The sequence below is a fragment of the Enterococcus sp. AZ095b genome (assembly GCF_051714725.1).
Taxonomy (GTDB): Bacteria; Bacillota; Bacilli; order Lactobacillales; family Enterococcaceae; genus Enterococcus_B; species Enterococcus_B pernyi.
In genome coordinates, this window is the sequence record NZ_JBIOSL010000001.1 from 1,100,028 (window position 1) to 1,120,983 (window position 20,956).

Annotated in this window: 16 protein-coding genes and 1 riboswitch; of the genes, 10 read left to right on the forward strand and 6 right to left on the reverse strand. The window is 38.5% G+C overall.

Annotated elements, in window-relative coordinates; all coding sequences use genetic code 11:
• Nucleotide 1 precedes the first annotated feature (1 nt).
• Both IGJ99_RS05335 and IGJ99_RS05340 read left to right on the forward strand, forming a co-directional pair.
• Nucleotides 2–307: a hypothetical protein gene (locus tag IGJ99_RS05335; RefSeq protein WP_023519445.1), complete on the forward strand. Its 306-nt coding sequence runs from the start codon at nt 2–4 to the stop codon at nt 305–307.
• A 372-nt stretch (nt 308–679) separates the two neighbouring features.
• Nucleotides 680–943, forward strand: a complete 264-nt coding sequence (locus IGJ99_RS05340) for a hypothetical protein (protein ID WP_010735819.1) — start codon at nt 680–682, stop codon at nt 941–943.
• A 207-nt stretch (nt 944–1,150) separates the two neighbouring features.
• Here IGJ99_RS05340 and IGJ99_RS05345 read toward each other — a convergent pair whose 3' ends face one another.
• From IGJ99_RS05345 to celB, 4 genes are all read right to left on the reverse strand, one after another.
• Nucleotides 1,151–1,753 (reverse strand): alpha/beta hydrolase, encoded by a 603-nt coding sequence (locus IGJ99_RS05345; protein ID WP_153830369.1) that lies wholly within the window; start codon nt 1,751–1,753, stop codon nt 1,151–1,153.
• A gap of 20 nt (nt 1,754–1,773) precedes the next feature.
• On the reverse strand, nt 1,774–2,751 hold the full coding sequence (locus IGJ99_RS05350; RefSeq protein ID WP_023519446.1) for a ring-cleaving dioxygenase: 978 nt from the start codon (nt 2,749–2,751) through the stop codon (nt 1,774–1,776).
• A 251-nt stretch (nt 2,752–3,002) separates the two neighbouring features.
• Complete coding sequence (locus IGJ99_RS05355) at nt 3,003–3,725, reverse strand: GntR family transcriptional regulator (RefSeq protein WP_224434636.1); 723 nt, start codon at nt 3,723–3,725, stop codon at nt 3,003–3,005.
• 303 nt (nt 3,726–4,028) lie between these two features.
• Nucleotides 4,029–5,300 carry a PTS cellobiose transporter subunit IIC gene (gene celB, locus IGJ99_RS05360; protein ID WP_010735815.1) on the reverse strand — a complete coding sequence of 424 codons (1,272 nt, stop codon included), beginning with the start codon at nt 5,298–5,300 and terminating at the stop codon, nt 4,029–4,031.
• Between the two features lie 153 nt (nt 5,301–5,453).
• Between celB and IGJ99_RS05365 the strand changes: the two genes are divergently transcribed.
• The 3 genes from IGJ99_RS05365 (at nt 5,454) to thiD (ending at nt 8,452) form a co-directional block, all read left to right on the forward strand.
• Nucleotides 5,454–6,851, forward strand: coding sequence for a glycoside hydrolase family 1 protein (locus IGJ99_RS05365; protein ID WP_224434638.1), 1,398 nt, complete (start codon nt 5,454–5,456; stop codon nt 6,849–6,851).
• Nucleotides 6,852–7,046: 195 nt separating this feature from the next.
• Nucleotides 7,047–7,487 (forward strand): universal stress protein, encoded by a 441-nt coding sequence (locus IGJ99_RS05370; RefSeq protein ID WP_010735813.1) that lies wholly within the window; start codon nt 7,047–7,049, stop codon nt 7,485–7,487.
• A gap of 149 nt (nt 7,488–7,636) precedes the next feature.
• Nucleotides 7,637–8,452, forward strand: a complete 816-nt coding sequence (gene thiD / locus IGJ99_RS05375; RefSeq protein ID WP_062805421.1) for a bifunctional hydroxymethylpyrimidine kinase/phosphomethylpyrimidine kinase — start codon at nt 7,637–7,639, stop codon at nt 8,450–8,452.
• A gap of 114 nt (nt 8,453–8,566) precedes the next feature.
• Here thiD and cls read toward each other — a convergent pair whose 3' ends face one another.
• Nucleotides 8,567–10,018, reverse strand: a complete 1,452-nt coding sequence (gene cls / locus IGJ99_RS05380; protein ID WP_224434639.1) for a cardiolipin synthase — start codon at nt 10,016–10,018, stop codon at nt 8,567–8,569.
• A 336-nt stretch (nt 10,019–10,354) separates the two neighbouring features.
• Here cls and IGJ99_RS05385 point away from each other — a divergent pair, with 336 nt between their 5' ends.
• Together IGJ99_RS05385 and IGJ99_RS05390 are read left to right on the forward strand one after the other, a co-directional pair.
• Nucleotides 10,355–13,021, forward strand: coding sequence for a cation-translocating P-type ATPase (locus IGJ99_RS05385; RefSeq protein WP_010735810.1), 2,667 nt, complete (start codon nt 10,355–10,357; stop codon nt 13,019–13,021).
• Nucleotides 13,022–13,223: 202 nt separating this feature from the next.
• Complete coding sequence (locus IGJ99_RS05390; protein ID WP_438770664.1) at nt 13,224–13,946, forward strand: class I SAM-dependent methyltransferase; 723 nt, start codon at nt 13,224–13,226, stop codon at nt 13,944–13,946.
• Nucleotides 13,947–13,976: 30 nt separating this feature from the next.
• Here IGJ99_RS05390 and IGJ99_RS05395 read toward each other — a convergent pair whose 3' ends face one another.
• Nucleotides 13,977–15,134, reverse strand: coding sequence for a hydroxymethylglutaryl-CoA synthase (locus IGJ99_RS05395; RefSeq protein ID WP_062805420.1), 1,158 nt, complete (start codon nt 15,132–15,134; stop codon nt 13,977–13,979).
• A gap of 455 nt (nt 15,135–15,589) precedes the next feature.
• On the opposite strand from IGJ99_RS05395, the gene IGJ99_RS05400 reads away from it, so the two are divergent.
• The 3 genes from IGJ99_RS05400 (at nt 15,590) to IGJ99_RS05410 (ending at nt 20,948) form a co-directional block, all read left to right on the forward strand.
• The gene (locus IGJ99_RS05400) at nt 15,590–18,028 is read left to right on the forward strand and encodes a hydroxymethylglutaryl-CoA reductase, degradative (RefSeq protein WP_084812837.1); all 2,439 of its coding nucleotides are present in this window, start codon (nt 15,590–15,592) and stop codon (nt 18,026–18,028) included.
• 393 nt (nt 18,029–18,421) lie between these two features.
• Nucleotides 18,422–18,589, forward strand: a riboswitch (M-box (ykoK) riboswitch).
• 84 nt (nt 18,590–18,673) lie between these two features.
• The gene (locus tag IGJ99_RS05405; protein WP_438770665.1) at nt 18,674–19,819 is read left to right on the forward strand and encodes an FtsW/RodA/SpoVE family cell cycle protein; all 1,146 of its coding nucleotides are present in this window, start codon (nt 18,674–18,676) and stop codon (nt 19,817–19,819) included.
• Complete coding sequence (locus IGJ99_RS05410; RefSeq protein WP_010735804.1) at nt 19,809–20,948, forward strand: FtsW/RodA/SpoVE family cell cycle protein; 1,140 nt, start codon at nt 19,809–19,811, stop codon at nt 20,946–20,948. Before IGJ99_RS05405 ends, IGJ99_RS05410 begins: the two co-directional genes overlap by 11 nt.
• The last annotated feature ends 8 nt before the right edge of the window (nt 20,949–20,956 follow it).

The window sequence follows — 20,956 nt, forward strand, 5'->3', positions numbered from 1 at the left end:
AATGACGATTGAAGAGTTGCAAGCAGACTATCAGAGAAAACGAATCAAACTAGAAGAAGAGGAAGACTTGTTGCGATATTTCAACCGAAAAGGAGAAGAAGTAGTTGAACAATCTGAACAACTGTTAAGGCGAAGTCTAAATGGTTTAGCCCGTGATAACGAACCATTGATGAGAGCAAGGAAACAATATCAAATTGCAGAAGAGCAATATAAGACAGCATTAAATTCAGAACGACGTCAGTTACATCAACGATTTGATGATTTAGAACGAGAGTATCAAGCGGCTTATCGAAAGTTAAATCAGTGATAAAAGAGCAATAATTACATAAAAACATACCCACATGTCATTTTAAATGGATCAATAATGCGTAGCTTGTGGTTGAGGAGAAATTATACTAAAAGTTCATTCTGCTTTACTCAATGAAAGTGGAGTTTTGAAATTCGAATTTTCTATATTTGGCAATTGTCTCATATAGATTAGTCTATAAAAATGTATCAATCAAAAGAGGAATTTAAGAATGATTGAGGAGCGCTTTCGTTGGTTATAGCGTAAAGTCTCTCAAAAATAAGAGGTAGATAAGGAGGAAACTAGTTTGTCAAAATATATAATCTCTATAAATTAGATGTTAGATAACTTTATCTTGAGGAACTAATTATAGATTTTTGGCAACGGGAAGTCATGGATGAATTAGAAGATTTGTTAAATGAATTAAGAAAAACTTTAGAGCGATGGAATGTCCAAACTGTGGGAATTGCCATGCAGGGAAATTTAGCGGCAGAAAAGAAAACGACGGATAAAACCCATAAGGATGCGGTAAAGGAAGCGGAAAATTCATTTTCTAGTAGTCGTGATCAGTTAGAAAATTCTTTAAAAGGAGGATTTGCCAAAAAGGTAATAGAAGTATTCGATGAACAAGAAAAAGAATTGAAAGTGTTTGAATAAATCAGTGTTATCATGAGAATAATAAGTGTTAGTTTGGCGGGCTGTTCACTCTGTGTTTCTTTTTATAATTGATTTATCCGAACTGCAAGCTACCTCGTCCAACAAGTGGAGTTAAAATGTAAAAAAGAACTTGAGAAAACGATTTGTTTTCCCAAGTTCTTTTTCGATGTTGGATGATGGATTTCGTTTCAAAAAACACGCTATGCATTAGTCTAAAGTATCAAGCCATTGCTTGGCATGGGTCAACTCATCCATTGTCAATTGATGTCCTTGATCTGTGATTTGTGTTGTTACTTTGGCGCCTCGTGAATCAAATTCGCGAACTAAATAACTAAATGAAGTATTAGAAACGATTGGATCTCCTTCGCCAAAGGATAACCAGACAGAAGTGTCAGGGAGTTCTGATTTTTCCTGATAGTCATCTAAGGACATCGGGTGAAAGAAGAGCCCTTTTTTTAGTTCTGTCTGTTGAGCCAACATGATATGAGCGGCAATATTTGCCCCGTTTGAAAAACCAACAACGATCCAATCAGTTAATGGGATATCCTGTAAGTGACTGATTTCCTTGATTTTATTATATAGTTTTGTAGATTCTTCAGCTAAACTGTCATAGTCGAATTGGTTCAAGCCGTTTCTTTTGAAAAAACGATTCAAGCCTTGCTCGTTGATATTCCCCCTAAAGGATAAAAGCGTACTTTCAGGTGCAAGAAACTCTGCAATTTCCAAAAGTGAGTGTTCGTCGCCGCCAGTTCCATGAAGTAGAATCAATTTTTTTTGTGTTGCTTTTCCTTGTCTATAAAGATACTTCAAATGACTCACTCCTGTCGTCGTTAATCTACCCGTTTTTGGTTTGCATCACGCGTGTCAAAAGGTCGAACATACGCTTCGATTTCTTTTCTTTTTGCTTCTAATAATGGTGGCAAAGCAAGGATCTCTCCAGCTGTTTCAGCGGGTTCATCTCCAAAGAATCCAGGGCCATCGGTGGCTAATTCAAATAAGACATGAGTAGAAGCTAAGAAATACTCAGATTCAAAGTAAAAGCGATCAACAAATCCAGAGCTAGGTAGGGACGTTTGACTAATTTTATTGATCCAAAACTGTAGTGCTTCATGATCAGCGACACGTAAAGCGAGGTGATGGACATTGCCGTACCCTTCGATGGCCTTGGGTAGATCGGCACGATGTTCGACGATGATACTAGCGCCGTTTCCACCAGCACTAACTTCAAACAAATAAAAATCATCCACTTGTTCGGTTTCTTTAAAACCGAGTAAGGCCAGCAATACTGTTCGGATCGGCTCAAGATCACTCACACGTACGATGACCGGACCAAGTCCAGTGATTGCCACGTCTGTCGGTATACTACTGTTTTTCCAAGGAACACCCGCAGGAACGCCGCTATTTTTTTCATCCGAAATCAATTGATACGCTTGTTCATCGAAATCTTCAAATTCAAGATATTTCTTACCAAAACGTTCTTTGATCTCAGAATGAGTGATTTGGTATTTTTCAAAGCGAGCCAACCAATACTCTAATGCTGTATCGGAAGGGACACGAAAAGACGTACGTGCGATCGTATCCGTTCCTTTCGTTCCTTTTGGCTGGTTGGGAAAATCAAAAAAGGTCATATCTGTACCGGCAGAGCCATGTTCGTCGGTGAAATATAAGTGGTAAGTTTCAATATCATCTTGATTCACTGTCTTTTTGATCAAACGCATGCCTAAAATGTCTGTAAAGAAGCGATAGATTTTTGTTGCGCTAGATGTCATTGCTGTCACATGGTGGACGCCTCTGATTGTTGTATCCATAATTTATCCTCTTTTCTTTTAACTTACAAAAAGTAAGTGAATGTTATTAAAGTTAGTATAGGGCGTCACCAAAAATTTTGCAATAAATATGTCTTACTAGTTGAAAGAGAGGTTGCTTCTGGAATATTGTTCACTCGATTTAATGAGAGGAAGAGGTGTAGTCAGCTAAGACGATATAAAAAAGCAACGCTCACGATAGTAAGATCGTAGACGTTGCTTAGATGAAATGACGATAGGAAAAGTCAGAATGCTTATTGATTTCCACGGACATCCAACAGTGAATAATTGCGGACATCAAAGCGATTGCGGCTTGAGGAATACTCGATGGGTTGACCATCTTTTAGATAGACTACTTGCTGGACTTCAAGAACTGGATCGGTCTCTGCACAACTCAAATATTGTTGATCAAATGCAGAGCTTTTATCTGCTGAGATCGCGCGATAGGCTCCGGCAAAATGGACATTGAGTTCTTTGTGCAAATAATCATAGATCGATGATAGGAGATGCTCTTTCTTTAATCCTGGAACAAGTTGAACTGGCATAAAAGTATGTTCTAGAATATACGGTTCATCATCTAAGATACGTAGGCGATGAATATTATACACAGGCTGTTCCGCATCGATCATCAAGCGTTCTTGAATAAAAGCATTAGGAAACTCAACATCGAATTGAATGATCTGACTTGTCAGCGAGCGTTGTCGGCGTTTCATTTGTAAACTTAATCCTTCGTATTCATTAGCTGGAGAAGTATCTTTGTTTAAATAAGGATGGCTTAAAATCTTAGTTCCAGACCCTCTTTGGGAATAAACGAGTCCTTCCATGGCTAAGATGTTGATGGCTTTTTTGATCGTCATTCGACTAGCGTTGAATTCTTCGACTAGATCCACCTGATTTGGTAAAAAACTATTTGGTGGATATTTTTTTGAACGAATTCGATCTCTTAGGACATTTGCGATTTCTTCATATTTTGGCACGTTTTTCACCTCACTTTGAGTATAACGAAAGATCATAGCGCCGACAACCAATAAAAGCATGAGAAGCGCGGATAGCTTTATCAGAGAATTTACTTTTTAATTTTGGTACAGGAAATAGCTGACTGATGTTTTATAGAGGACAGTTGCTCATTGCGATCAATAAAATACCAATTTATGTATGTTTCAAAACTTAAAGAAGCACCCATGAAAATGCAACGAGCAAATTTTCGTGGATGCTTCTTTGATTATTGTTCGTGAATATGTTTATTTCAACTTCAAATACTACATTCCTTTAGTATAGGATCAAACAACATCCAAATCAGGTTGTTTATCTAAGATCATCAAGAATGGATACCAGATAACTGCAACGATCACAAAATCGATCACTTGGAGTAAGCCACCTAACCATGAGTTTGTGGCTAAGACACCACTCGCGATGATTGGCACTGTCCATGGAACGGAGACACCAGTTGGCGCTGGTACGATACCTGCTGCCATTACAAGGTAGTTGAACGTTGTTACAACTAATGGTGCGACAACCCAAGGAATCAAAATAGTAGCGTTCAATACGATCGGTAAACCAAAAATTGCTGGTTCATTCACGTTGAAGATTCCTGGTGCAAGAGCTAAACGACCGACATCACGATATTGTTTTTTCTTCAAAACAAAGGCCATCAATAGTACGACTGCTAAAGTCATACCTGAGCCACCGATTCCGACAGTGAATGTTTCCATAAATGGTTTTGTGATGATGTGTGGCAATTCTTGACCATTTTGATATGCCTCTAAGTTATCAAGCATTAGTGTGTTCCAAATCGGGTCCATCACAGAGTTGACAATGATTTGACCATGAAGACCAAAGAACCATAAGAATTGTACAAAGAACAAAGCAATTAAAGTTGCAGGTAAACTACTTCCTAAACCAGTCAATGGTTTTTGGATAACTTCGTAAACCACATCATGCAAGTTTGCGTGGAAGACACCGGTCATCACTGCATTGATGATCAAGAAGACAGTTAAAGTAACCACTGCTGGGATCAACGCAGCAAATGATTTCGTCACAGCTGGTGGTACGCTTGCAGGCATTTTGATTTGCCAACCACGTTTAGTGATTCGGCAATAGATTTCACCTGCGATGAAAGCTGCGATCATACCGATGAACATTCCTTTTGCACCTAAGCGATCAAGAGTCAACACACCTGATACTTCTTCGCCACCAACAGTTGTCATGACGAAAGGTGTTAAGATCAAGAAGCTGGCGAATGAGACAGCCCCTCCAAAAATACCTTCTACATCATATGATTTAGATAAATAATAGCCAATACCAAAAGTAACAAAGACAGACATGATACTCATTGTTGCATTTTGTCCATTTCCAAATAAGCTAGACAACGTTCCTTTAGTCGCATCACTAAAGAAAGGTAAGTTATTGAAAACGACAACAATCGATCCGAACATTGTTAAAGGAAACGACAACATAAATGCATCCCGTAACACTGTCAAGTAACGATTTTGCCCTAGTAGGTTCGCTAAAGGCATGATTTTCTGAGCAAGTTTATCCATAAAACCGTTCATTCTATTCACCTCTATTTAAATTTGCAATCGATTACAAAATGAGTATAACTTCATTTTAGTTAAATGTCTAGTCATTTATTTAAAAAGTATTGATTTATTTTTAAGGTTTGGTATGATTACGTTATCAAAAGAAAAATAAGTGAGGGACTAAACATGACAAACTATGTATTTCCAGAAAAATTTTGGTGGGGTTCAGCTGCTAGTGGACCACAAACAGAAGGACGTGTAGCAGGAGATGGAAAAGGAGAAAATATTTGGGATCATTGGTACGACTTGGAGCCTGAGAAGTTTTTCAATCAAGTAGGACCAAGCAAGACTTCTCAAGTCTACACGAAGTATAAAGAGGATGTCGCATTGATGAAAGCTACTGGTCATAATACGTTCCGAACATCGATCCAGTGGAGTCGTTTGATTCCTAATGGTACAGGGAAAGTAAATGAGCAAGCAGTCACTTTCTATCGTACGTATTTTGAAGAATTGATTGAAAATGGTATTGAACCCTTCGTCAATCTCTTCCATTTTGATATGCCGATGCCTTTACAAGAAAAAGGTGGCTGGTTAGCAAGAGAGACTGTTGATGCTTATGCTGAGTATGCCAAAACATGTTTTGAGCTATTCGGAGATCTTGTGAAGAAATGGTTTACGCACAATGAGCCGATCGTTCCTGTAGAAGGTGGCTATCTTTATCAGTTCCACTATCCAAATCATGTGGACTTCAAAGAAGCAGTTCAAGTGGGTTTCCACGAAAACTTGGCAAGTGCGAAGGCGATTCAGATCTACCATGAAACAGGACAAGATGGGGAGATCGGTATTATCCTGAATTTGACTCCAAGTTATCCACGTGACGAAAATAATGCGGCCGATGTGAAAGCTGCGGCGATTGCGGACGCTTTTTTCAATCGCTCATTCCTTGATCCAGCAGTAAAAGGTGAATTTCCACAAGAGTTGATCGATATCGTCAAAGAATTGGATATCATGCCTGTTATGGAAGAAGGCGATTTGACGATCATCCAAGAAAATAAAGTGGATCTATTAGGAATCAATTACTATCAACCACGACGGATCAAAGCGAAAGAAACACCGATCGACAAAGATCGTGCGCCGTTACCAGATGATTATTTCGATAACTACGATATGCCGAATAAAAAAATGAATCCTTATCGTGGTTGGGAAATTTATGAGAAAGGTATCTATGATATCTTGACGAATACGAGAGAAAATTATGGCAATATCAAATGCTTTATCTCTGAAAATGGCATGGGTGTCGAAGGGGAAGAGCGCTACGTAAATGAACAAGGCATGATCGAAGATGATTATCGTATCGAGTTTGTGACAGATCATTTGAAATATGTGCATCAAGCCATTCAAGAAGGAACAAATTGTTTAGGGTATCATATGTGGACATGTATGGATAACTGGTCATGGACAAATGCGTATAAAAACCGTTATGGCTTTATCGCAGTCGATCTAGATCAAGATGGGAAACGGACGATCAAAAAATCAGGACACTGGTTTAAAGAAGTAGCAACAAATAATGGTTTTGACGCTTAATTAATGGCTTAAAAAACAAGTATTTTATAACTAAATGAATGGGATAAATTATTTTGAAATAAGGCGGTGAATCTAAAAATTAGATTTTCTGCCTTATTTTTTCTGTTGGAGCCATGGGCTTTTGAACCATATCCATAAGAATTGTTCTTCGTTTCTAATCGTGCTACACTAAAAGAAAAGAAGGAGGCGGTTTCAATGGTAGACACGTATAAAAATATTTTAGTAGCAATCGACGGTTCAGAAAAATCAGAAAAAGCATTTATTGAAGCAATCGCAACAGCAAAACGAAATCAAGCAAAATTACACATCTTGTATGTAAATGAGGTGTCAGGGAATTATTTTGGTGACTTTGCTTTTGTCACAACAAGTTTACAAGAAGAGTTAGATGAAGTGGCAGATAAACAAATGAAGGAACATCAAAATCTAGCGATCGAAAAAGGTTTGACGGATATTAAAACATATGTGTTATACGGTTATCCTAAAACATTGATCGCAAACTTCAACGAGTCAGAAGAGCCAATTGACTTGATCGTCATGGGAGCGACTGGGTTAAACGCCGTTGAACGTGCATTGGTTGGTTCAACGACTTCTTATGTGGTAAATCACGCGAAATGCAATGTATTAGTAGTAAAATAGAAGATGTTGTTCGAACTATTTACTTTTAACATATAATTTATCCGTTTTTGAGGATGCTGCATGATTCATTGCGCATCCTTTTTTGTGTTTCAGCAGAAAATGCGGTAGGATAAACAAGACAAACGTATTTCAAATAGGAGATGGATGAAATGGAACAACAATATGTCCAAGTAATGACGATCGCTGGATCAGATAGCGATGGAAGTGCAGGGATGCAAGCAGACTTGCATACGTTTTTTACAAGAAAGGTCTATGGGGTATCTGTTTTGACTGCTTGTGTCGCTGGAAATTCTTATGGAATCGGTGCAAGTGTTCCGTTACCTACGGATTTTATCGATAAAGAATTTGAACTGCTTGCAGATGATTACCAAGTCAAAGCAGCAAAGACTGGGATGCTAGCAGATGCAACATTGATCAATACCGTGGTCAAAAATATTCAAAGGTATGATTTCGGTCCCTTGGTAGTTGATCCAGTCATCATGACGAAACATGGCAATCAATTATTGGAAGAAGAAGCATTGACTACATTAAAAACAGCATTACTGCCATTGGCAGAAGTAGTGACTCCTAATTTTTATGAAGCAGAAAAACTGACTGGTCTCAAATTGAGAACAGAAGAAGATTATGAAAAAGCGGCTAAGATCCTCCAAGAGCTGGGACCCAAAAATGTTTTGATCAAAGGACATCATACTAGTGATTCCAATCAACAAACAGTGAGGGATTATGTTCGTTTAGCTTCAGGAAAAACATTTTGGTTAGAAGCACCATTTTATGCAACAGATCGCATCAATGGAACAGGTGATTCTTTATCTGCGTGTATTGCTGCTGAATTAGCAAAAGGAGAAACGGTGGAAGCAGCCATCCGTATTGCGAAACAATATGTCAATCAAGCAATCAAAGAAGAACTTTTTATTGGACATAAATATGGCCCAATCAATCATTGGGCGGCAAGTACGATCGACTAAGAACGCCATACCTGTTTGAACGATTCATATTATGGACTAAAAAAATAAGCTGGCTTGCTCAAAATAGTTTGAGTAAGCCAGCTTATCATTTATTGTTCTTCTAACAATTTTGGGTTACAAAATCGGTGAGAATAGTCTGGAGATTTGTTGTTTGAACAACAACCAATTTGACATTTCTTTGACTGTTTCAGTAGTTATCGGATTGCTTGCTTGTTCATCAAGTACAAATTGGTCGGCTAGTTGTTGCAAGAAAGCTGGATCATAAATGATTGCACTACTTTCAAAATTCAAACGATAGCTACGAATATCTTGGTTAGCTGATCCGACTATGCAGATTTCGTCGTCCATGATCAATGTTTTCGCATGTAAAAAGCCATTTTCATAAACTAAGATCTGTACATTTTCTTTGATCAATTGGCGAGCGTAGTACTGAGTTGCTCGGTAGATGAAAGGATGATCTGGTTTGTTAGGGATCATGATTTTCACCTCTACGCCAGAAGCGGCAGCGATTTTTAACGCAGCAATCACACTCTCATCAGGTACTAAATAAGGTGTTTGGATCCATACACGTTTTTTTGCTGAACTGATCAGCTTGATAAAGGATAACTTTATCTGTTCCCGTTCATTGTTCGGTCCGCTAGATACAAGTTGGATCGATGTTTGGTATAGTTGATCCTGATTTTCTTTCTCTGCTTTAAAGAAATAATCTAAATGATAGCCGACTTTTTTTTGATCTGGAACAGAGACATTCCAATCCATCAAAAAGCGAAGCTGTAATAAAGAGGCAGCGGCCCCATAAATACGAATATGCGTATCTCGCCAATAGCCAAATTTTTTGGTGTGGTTGACATATTGATCGGCGATGTTGAAACCACCTGTGTATCCAATCTTGCCATCAACAACAATGATTTTTCGATGATCATGATAATTCAGACGAAAGCGTAGAAGTGCCCGCTGGGAAGTGATGAACGTGTGGACATGACCACCATTTTCGACTAACTTTTTAAAATCTTTTGTTTTTGTGCCATGGGAGCCAAAGGCATCATAGAGTAAACGGACTTCGACACCTTCCGCTGCTTTTTTTTCCAATACTTTCAAGATTTGTTGGCCGATGTTGTCAGTAACGAAGGCATAATATTCGATATGGATCGAATGCTCAGCTGCTTCGATATCTTTCAGGACGGCTGTTAATTTTTCTTGACCGTCTGTCAGTAAAGTGACGGCATTTTTTCGTGTGAGTGGCATTTGATTCAAGGATGAAAAGAAATCAACGAAATGCTGATGATCTTCATTTTGGATGATGGGATCATAATGTTCCAAGGTATCCCCCTTGAAATCCTGGAAATTTTCCAGTTCTGTTAAATCACTCTGACGCAGATAGAATTTTTTCTTGTCGGTCAAACCACGGCCAAAGAAAAGGTAGAGAATAAAACCAAAACCAGGTAAAGCAAATAAAACAAGTAACCATGCCCAGATTGCTGCGACGTCACGAGGTTTGATCAAGATAGTTACAAGAGCAATAAGTGCGTTCAATACATATAAAAAAGTAATAATGCTTCCTACCACGAGTGAATCCTCCTTTATATAATAACACTAGTATAGCATGAGAAAGGGGAGAAGCATATTCACAAGAAAACAAAGGTGGAAATATTTTGAAAATATCAAGTGGATAAGCGAAAGTTGTTGCAATTTAAAAACAAATCATGTAGGATAAATGTACAGTTGAATATCTCCTTAGGGGAGTAACCGACAACATTTGTTGTGATAATATCAACAGTAAGTTAACCAAATGGTTTTCTGGTATTGTATGAAATGGTGAGACCTAAGACAAATCCGTATTTGTCTTAGGTCTCTTTTTTTTCAGGCGATAGCGGAAACAATAACTAAAATGGGGGATGAAATTTGGAAAACAAGGAACACGCACAATCAACGGTCTACAAAGAATCGATCGACACGTTGATGCAACAAACGCAAAGCTCACCAGATGGGTTGAGTAGTACGCAAGCAAAAGAAAAATTAGAAAGAGACGGCTTGAACCAACTGAAGGAAGCACCGAAGAAGCCAACTTGGAAACTGTTTCTCGAAACTTTTAAAGACGCTATGGTAATTGTGTTATTAGTTGTTGCATTGATTCAAATGGTGATGGGTGACTATATCGAATTTTTCGTTATCTTTGCCGTGTTGATGTTGAACTCAGTGATTAGTGTGATCCAAACGAAAAAAGCAGAAGGTTCACTTGAAGCATTGAAAAACCTTTCTGCACCAGATGCAAAAGTGATTCGTGACGGAAAAGAAATGACGATTCCGGCGAATGAATTAGTGGTTGGGGATATCGTTTTACTTGATGCAGGTGATTATGTACCGGCAGATGGACGTTTGTTAGAAGCTGGTTCATTAAAAGTTGACGAAGGAATGTTGACAGGTGAGTCGACATCAGCAGAAAAAGAAGTAGTAGAAATCACTCAGACTGTGCCGATCGGTGATCGCTTGAACATGGTCTTTAGTGGTACAATCATTACTTACGGTCGTGGGAAATTCTTAGTAACTGCTACAGGAAACAATACAGAAATCGGTGAAGTTGCTGGTTTATTAGAATCAACAACGGAACAAGTGACACCATTACAACGTGGATTAGATAAATTCAGTAAGAAGTTAAGTTTAGCCATTTTAGGCTTATCATTGGTGATTTTAGGTATCCAGTTATTCCGTATCTATATGGGTGGCGGAACAGGAGATATGACAGCAGATATCGTTAGTGCCATCATGTTTGCAGTCGCGGTTGCCGTAGCAGCGATCCCTGAAGCATTGCAGTCGATTGTAACGATCGTCTTGTCACTGGGAACCAATAAAATGGCCAAACGACATGCTATCATCCGTAAACTACCAGCTGTAGAAACATTAGGCTCAACGAGTATCATTTGTACGGATAAAACTGGTACATTGACACAAAACAAAATGACGGTTGTTGATTATTATTTAGCGAATGGGGCAACTGGTGATTTTTCAAATGATCCAAAAAACTGGTCTGTAGACGAACGTCGTTTAATTGAGATCAGTGTCTTGGCAAATGATGCGTCGATCAGTGAAGATGGTTCAAAACTAGGTGATCCAACAGAAGTCGCTTTTGTTGACTTCAGTGAAAAAATGAACCAACCTTATCGCGAGATCCGCCAAACGTATCCAAGACAAGCAGAATTACCATTTGACTCGGATCGAAAATTGATGTCAACAGCACATGAAATCGACAATCAACAATTCTTATTTGTCAAAGGTGGACCAGATATCGTGTTTGGCCGCAGTACAAAAGCATTAGTAAATGGTGAAGTCGTGCCAATGACAGATGAGTTAAGAAAAAAATTCCAAGAACAAAACGAAGCATTCTCAAAACGCGCATTGCGTGTATTAGCCTTTGCTTATCGTCCAATTAATAGCCTAGAATTGTCATTTGATGATGAAGATGATTTGATCTTAGTTGGGATCATGGCAATGATCGATCCGCCAAGAGATGAAGTAACTCAAGCGGTCAAAGAAGCAAAAAGTGCTGGGATCAAAACGATCATGATCACTGGTGACCATAAAACAACTGCAGTTGCTATTGCAAAAGAAATCGGTATTTTTGCTGAAGGTGATCAAGCCTTGACTGGTACAGAATTAGATGAGCTATCAGAAGATCAATTGAATGAAGTATTGGAAAAAGTAACGGTTTATGCGCGTGTATCTCCGGAAAATAAAATCCGTATCGTGCGTGCTTGGCAAACAAAAGGTCATATCTCTGCGATGACTGGTGACGGAGTAAATGATGCTCCTGCCTTGAAACAAGCAGATATTGGTATTGCAATGGGTACAGGTACTGACGTAGCCAAAGATGCTGCAGCAATGGTTCTGACAGATGATAATTTCGCATCGATCGTCAGTGCAGTGGAAGTAGGACGTAATGTCTTTGATAATATCAAAAAGGCCATCTCTTACTTGTTTTCAGGAAACCTAGGTGCGATCATCGCGATCATCTTTGCCTTAGTTGCAGATTGGTCAAATCCATTTACAGCCTTACAATTATTGTTCATCAACTTAGTCAACGACTCATTACCAGCAATCGCGTTAGGAACTGAAAAAGCAGAGCCAGCGACAATGAAACGTCCACCAAGAGATCCAAATTCAGGTATCTTTACGGACAAAACATTGATCTCTGTGACGTATCGTGGCGTATTGATCGGTATTGCAGTTATTTTTGCTCAATGGTTAGGGATGCAACATTCACCTGAATTTGGCGTAGCGATGTCCTTCACAACGTTGATCTGGTGTCGTACATTGCAAACATTCCCAGCCCGTTCAAATACCCAAACAGCGATTCAAGCTGGTTTCTTCTCAAACCGCAGTGTTCTATTAGCAGTTGCTGTATGTAGTGCGCTTTACTGTATTGCAATGATCCCAGGACTAAAAGAAGTCTTCTCGATCCCAGCGGCATTTGGGTTGACTGAAGTCTTCACTTGTATCGGAATCGCGCTTGTAACGGTTGTGTTGATGGAAATCACTAAAATGATTTTGGTACGTGTACAAGGAAACAAATAATCATCAAAGAAAAAATAGTTCATCTATCACTTACGAATAACGATGAAATGTGATAGTTTTTAGCCTTTCGAATCAAAAAGAAATCCACGAGAATCGTTTCTTCGATTTTCGTGGATTTTGATTTATACTAAGAAACAAAGATCATCGTTTTTCTGATAAAATATTTATTCCGAAAAGTGAAGATAAAAGGAGAAATATCCAAATGGACAAAGAAGAATGGAATACCTTTGCGAAAGACTATTACGAATCACAAAAAGAATCTAGTACGACGATCGTAGAGGATGTCGTTGCTTATCTAAAAAGCGAGGATTTATTACCAGCTGGCTCATTCGCAGATGTTGCCGGTGGTGCAGGGCGTTATCTGCCGTTAGCAAAAGAAATAGAAAAATATGAGTTGATTGATTTTTCAGAAGAAATGCTTGTATATGCTGAACATGAAGCACAAATACTGGGGCTAAATAACTGTCAATTCATTTTGAAAGATTTTACTAATTTTTTACAAGAAGAGAAGACCTATGAACTTGTTTTTTCGGCAGCAAATCCCGCCTTGGTTTCTTGTGAACAATTGGAACAACTGCGTGGGAAAGCGATGAGAGCTTGTTTGATCCTAAGAGTAGTCTCCTCAGAAGATAGTGTCTTCGTACCCCTTGAAAGGTATTTAGGGATCGAGGAATCTGACCCTAACACCTCGTCAACTATTATGGATCGGTTTGAGACGTATTTATCAAAGAAACACCTTTCTTATAAGAGAACTGAATTCACTTATGATTCACAGGAAGAAGTCACGCCTTCATTTTTGCGGGCTTATTATGAAGAAATGCAAGATGATCCACGTTTCCAGTCAGCTCTCCAAGAATTATTTAAAAACAGTGAGACAATTCAGAGTACAAATAAACTGACCTATCGATTATTGACTATCTATTAGTCAACGATCGAGGTCAGTTTTTTGCATTCATTATTTTTCTTTGTAAAAACGAATATCATTTTCAACTTTATAGATCGAGTAAGGTAGATCTGAATGATATTCAGCTGTTTCACCATTTCCCGGTAATGTTTCATTGAAGATCTTTTCATATTGATCAACCGTCAATGCTTCACGGTTATCTAACATCGCTTGATTGTCTTCTTTGGATAAGAAGTTTTGATAGCCTTCTTCTAAATATCCAGTGAAAAATTCACTCACAGCACCAGAACCATAGCTGAATAATCCGATACGGGCACCCGATTTCAATGCTTGAGAGTTTTCTAATAAAGAAATCAATCCCAAATAAAGGGACCCAGTGTATAGATTTCCTATTCGTCGACTATAGGTGATGCCTTCTTCATAACGAGCCATCAAACGTTTTTGCGTTGCCTCATCTGTTTCTTCGATCACACTTTGTAACGCTTTTTTCCCCATTTTTGTGTAAGGAATATGGAAGGTAAGCGCATCATAATCAGCAAGTGTTCGACCTGTTGTTTCTTTATATCTATTCCAGACTTTTTGGAAAGACTCAATATAAGTAGAGTTGGACAAAGGACCATCTACTACAGGATATTGACTATAATTTGGACGCCAAAAGTCATAAATATCTTCTGTTAAAAAGACGCTGTGGTCTTCAAGAGAAAGAATCCGAGGGTTTTGTGTGATCATCATAGCGACCGCACCTACACCTTGAGTCACTTCACCACCACTTGCTAAACCGTAGCGAGCAATATCGCTCGCAATCACTAAGACTTTACGATCTGGATGATTTTTGACATATTCTTTTGCCATGTGCAAAGCTGCTGTTCCCCCGTAACAAGCTTCTTTTACTTCGAATGAACGAGCAAAAGGTTGAACTTTTAACAAATGATGGATGATCACAGCACTTGCCTTTGATTGGTCGATGCCTGATTCGGTACCTACAATGACCATATCGATTTTCTCACGATCTTCTTCTGTGACGATTTTACTCGCTGCATTTGCTCCTAGCGTGACGATGTCTTCATAAACTTGATTGACAGCCATCTGATCTTGACCGATCCCGATATGGTATTTGGCAGGATCATCTCCACGTCTGTTTGCTAATTCAGTCATATCTAAAAATAAATTAGGAATAAAAAAGGAAAGACGATCAATCCCTATTTTCATTTCAACACCTCTTTACTCATGATAAAAAACTTACTTTATTAAAGTATCACAAAATCGCTAAAAGAAATACAAAAAAGCTAATTTTTAAGGATTTGTAAAAAAATATAGCGCTTTTTTTAAAAGGTGTATGTTATATTTGTATTTCCGGTAAAGAATGGTATATTTTTGTAGGAGATACTTGACAGTTAGAAAATAATCAACTGTCCATCTTTTATACAATTTAATAAGAAGTGTATTTTAATTTTTACGAAACCATTCACATTGTTCTATCCATTTGATATAGACAAACGTTTTGAAGAATGTCTCGTCGGTTACAGCGTGACGTTGTTCGCAAATATATGAGAAATAAGGAGGGAATCCGTTTGCGCAAAAGATTGTAACACCTATAAATCTGTCGCGTTTTATATAATACGTGGATAAGTAAATTTATAGGCTTTGGCAACGGGTGGCTTAACTTGAAGGAAGTCGTTATTATAGATGCTGCACGAACACCGATTGGAAAGTATCGTGGTAGCTTAAGCAGTTATTCTGCTGTTGAGTTGGGAACATTCATTACAACAGAAATCCTTGAACGAACAGGGATAAACAAAGAAGCAATCAATCAAGTCATTTTTGGAAATGTGCTTCAAGCAGGGAATGGGCAAAATGTTGCACGACAAATTGCGATCAATAGCGGAATCCCCGTTAGTGTTCCGGCAATGACAATCAATGAAGTTTGTGGATCTGGGATGAAATCAGTGATCCTTGCGCGTCAACAAATCCAACTAGGCGAAGCGGACCTGATCATAGCCGGTGGTGTTGAAAGCATGACTAGAGCGCCGATGATCCAAGTGAGCGATCCAGAAAACGAGAAAATCGAAGAAATCTCAAGTATGGTCAATGATGGATTAACCGATGCATTTTCCAATACTCATATGGGACTGACAGCAGAAAATGTGGCAAAACAATTTTCTGTGACGAGAGCAGAGCAAGATCAATATGCACTGGCTTCACAATTAAAAGCAGGACAAGCCAGCGAGTCAGGGGTCTTCAAGGAAGAAATCATTCCAATTTCCCGTAATGAAGAAGTATTTGCAACAGATGAAGCAGTGCGAGGAAATAGTACATTAGAAAAATTAAGCACCTTACGGACGGTTTTTGCGGAGGACGGCACAGTTACTGCTGGAAATGCTTCACCTTTGAACGATGGTGGCTCTGTACTGATCTTAGCGTCTAAAGACTATGCGATTGCTCATGGCTTACCGTATTTAGCTACGATCAAAGGAGTCTCTGAAGTTGGGATCGATCCAAGTATCATGGGGGTAGCTCCAATCAAAGCAATCAATACCTTGATGGAGAAAACAGAGCTTTCCTTGGACGACATCGATCTATTTGAAATTAACGAAGCGTTTGCTGCGTCATCGATCGTTGTGAATCGTGAATTAAATCTCCCATCAGAGAAAGTCAATATTTATGGTGGTGCGATTGCGTTAGGCCATCCGATTGGTGCTAGTGGCGCTCGTATCTTGACTACTTTAGGCTATGCGTTAAGAAGGCAGCACCAACGATACGGAGTAGCTTCATTATGTATTGGTGGCGGTCTTGGATTAGCTGTTCTTTTGGAAGCTAATTTGCAAGAAACTGGTGATAACGAAAAAAAAAAGTTTTATGAACTAACGCCAGAACAACGTAGACAGCGATTAGTTCAAGAAAAAGTGATTTCCCAAGCAGAAGCAACAGGTTTTAAAGAATCTGTTTTAACAGAAGATATCGCCAACCATTTGATTGAAAATCAAATCAGCCAAGTAGAGATCCCATTAGGTGTCGCATTGAATTTTCAAGTGAACGGTCAAAAAAAATGGATTCCTATGGCAACGGAAGAACCTTCTGTAATTGCTGCAGCGAGCAATGGCGCAAAAATATGTGGCGATATCAGCGTTCAGATACCCCAACGATTGATGCGTGGGCAGATCGTCTTAACTGGTCGTTGTGATTATCGAAAAATCAAAGAAGTCATTGAAGCAAGAAAACCAGAATTGGTCACTTGTGCAAACGAAAGCTATCCTTCGATCGTCAAGCGTGGTGGAGGTGTCCGAGAAATTTCTACTCGAGAATTTATGGGGAGCGAGCATGCCTATCTTTCACTTGATTTTTTAGTGGATGTCAAAGATGCGATGGGTGCGAATATCATCAACTCGATTTTGGAGGGAGTTGCGGTTCGTATCAAAGAATGGTTCCCTGAACAAGAAATCTTGTTCAGTATCTTAAGTAATCTGGCGACGGAATCTTTAGCAATCGCGACTTGTATGATTCCTTTTGAGCGATTGGCAAAGGACAAAGAAACGGGTCAACTGATTGCTGAAAAGATTCGTCAAGCGAGTGAATACGCAAAATTGGATCCTTATCGGGCAACGACCCACAACAAAGGAATCATGAATGGTATCGAAGCGGTCATCTTAGCCACAGGAAATGATACACGAGCAGCCGCAGCGGCTATTCATGCCTATGCTGCTCGAAATGGTAGTTACCAAGGGTTGACTGACTGGCAAATCAAGGAAGATCATTTGGTAGGGAAATTGACGGTTCCTTTAGCTGTTGCGACAGTAGGGGGCGCTTCCCGAGTTTTACCGAAAGCGAAAGCTTCTTTAGATATGTTAGCAATTGATTCTGCACAAGAATTGGCACAAGTGATTGCAGCTGTTGGTTTAGCACAAAACCTGGCGGCACTGCGTGCACTTGTTAGTGACGGTATCCAAAAAGGACATATGTCCTTACAAGCGAGAGCATTGGCAATCACAGTTGGTGCCAAAGGGGACGAAATCGAGAGAGTTGCCGCAAAGCTTAGGGAGTCAGGAACGATCAACCAACAAAGCGCACTAGCTGCCTTAGAAGCTATCCAGGCGAGCAAAAACTAGGAATAATTTGCGAAATGGGCGTAGTAGCTGAGGGAAAAATGACAAATAATTTTCATTATTATAACGTGCCTCTAAAAACACATAAAAAAATACCTATGCTAAGTATGAAGAATCTATAATCTGAAATTTATTTTTTTCATAAGAGGCCATCACGTCTTTTTATGCTATTTTCATTTTTTTGAGGTTGTATAATATCATACAAAACGTAACAGACCTTGTCGATTAAAGGTTTTCTGTTACGTTTTTTTACATACTCTGATCTAAAAAATATAGAACATATATTATTAAATTTTAAAAATAATTTATATAACATTAAAAAAAGCTAAAGTTTTTTAAGCTTATTTGAGGTTCTCTTGTGAATAAATAATCTAACAGGTATACTTTTCCTCAAATAGAATAACTTGTTAGGCGAGACTCCTAAACAAACATAGGCTATTGCGCAGAAACGTCGAAAGACGCCAATGTGTAAAACAGGAATTGTCGGATTAAGGCTCTTCATAAGATAGCTAAGAGAAATCTTTACGTTGTTTAGTGTCAAAACTCACACGATGAGACTGAAAAGCCAATCGTTTTTTTCGTTTGGCTTTTTTTATTCAAGATGGGTAAGTGACGTATCTCCGCTGTAACACAAAGGAGAAATATAGGATGGGTGTAAAAGACATAAGAAAAATAGATTTGTATTTGCTCGTACCATATCTGTTGATCAGTGTAATAGGATTATTGATGATCTATAGTGCGAGTACGTTCCGTTTGATGTCATTCGATCAAAGTACAAATCAACTTTTAGTTCGACAAATGGTATTTGTAGCACTTAGTTGGGCAATGATTTTTTTCATTTACCGAGTGAAACCTGCATTTATACTCAATCATCGAATCGTAAAAATAATGATGGGGATCGGTATCGTGGGGCTGATCTTGACAAAGGTACCTGGGATTGGTGTCAATATCAGTGGTGCGCAACGATGGATCTCAATTGCAGGTTTTCAATTTCAACCTGCTGAAATTGTCAATGTCGGTATGATTTTTTATTTAGCTTATTATTTTAGAAAACCCAAGCAATCATTGAATGAATTAAAAAAACCCTTTTTTATCATCGCTTTATGTTCTCTGCTGATTTTATTCCAACCAAAAGTAGCTGGTGCGATCTTGTTGATCATCTTAGCTGCAATCATGATCACGACGGTTCAATTACCAGTTCGCTATATTTTATTGTTTTTTGCAGGACTGTTCAGTCTCTTTTTGCTCCTTGGCGGCATTATTTATTTACTAGGGCAAAATGACCTATTACCAAGTATTTTTGCTCATACTTATGATCGCTTGAGCATTGCTTTTAATCCTTTTTTAGATCCTTATGGAAAAGGATTTCAGATGAGTCAATCTTATTATGCCATGTACAACGGTGGGATTTTTGGATTAGGACTGGGAAATAGTATTACCAAAAAGGGCTATTTACCAGTAGCCGAGACTGATTTTATTTTTTCGATTATTTTAGAAGAGTTAGGCCTGATCGTAGGCTTACTGATTCTAGCAATGTTATTTTCGATTATTTTGCGCTTATTTGTCTTGAGTGCGAATGAACCAAATCAGCAGATCGGGTTGATTTATTTGGGAACAGGGATGTTGTTATTGCTACAGACAAGTATCAATATTGCAAGTATCAGTGGCATGATCCCAATGACAGGTATTCCGCTTCCTTTTATTAGTTATGGAGGATCAAGCTATTTGATTTTGTCCATGCTTTTGGGTGTTTGCCTGAAACTGTCCTCACGAGGTAAGCAAAATGAAATTTAAAATAAATGAATTCAACTATGCATTATTTTTACCAATCTTTCTTTTATATTTATTAAGTGTCGGTGTGCAATATGGGGCAGCTGTTTATGACCAAGTTCCAGTCCGAGGAGTCGTGCTTCGACAAATCGTGTTTTGTTTGATGTCGGTCGGGCTGTTGTTTCTAACACAACGAGTGAAAACAGTCGTATTGTTAAGATATTCTCCTTATCTTTATGGCTTTTCACTTTTTGTGATGGGCCTGTTGTATCAGTTTTATGATCCGGTGATGTTTCAACTCACAGGCACCAAACGTTGGCTTAGGATCGGCAGCTTTTCATTTCAACCTTCTGAATTAGTGAAACTCACCTTTATCTTAGTGGTTGTTTATTTGACCTTGATCTATGAGCAAAAGGTGAAGCAACGAACCGTTAAAACTGATTTATTTTATGTAGGAAAGATATTACTGGTTAGTTTACCGACCTTTTTATTGATGTACATGCAAAAAGATTTTGGAACAAGTTTGGTTTTTGTCATATGCTTGGGGGCATTATTCATGATCGCTGGGGTACATTGGAAGATCATGACGGCAATAACCTCGATTCTAGTTATTCTCGGGGCCATTTTGATTGCTTTAGTTTTTACTGAATACGGACACCAGATTTTATATCGTCTGAATTTTAAGACTTATCAGTTAGATCGAGTACGCGCATGGGTTGATCCATTTGCATATAGCCAATCGATTGGTTATCAACAATCACAAAGTTTACTTTCTATCGGGGCAGGTGGGTTTAGTGGCAGGGCCGAAGCAATCAATCCTATCTATGTGCCCGTTCGTGAATCAGATATGGTCTTTACAGTGATTGCTGAAACATTTGGCTTTTTAGGAAGCGTTTCTGTGCTCTTTTTATATTTTTATCTTTTTTACCAAATCATTTATAGCGCAATCGAAACAAATAATAAAGGAAATGTGTATTTTGCGATTGTCTTCGTATTTGGTTTGTTATTCCAAGTGTTTGAAAATATTGGAGCTGCGATCGGTCTACTCCCATTAACAGGGATTCCTTTACCATTTTTAAGTCAAGGAGGAACTTCCCTCTTGGTTATTGGCTGTGGTTTAGGCATTATTTTAGGATTTAAAAAGTATGAATGAGAAGTAGA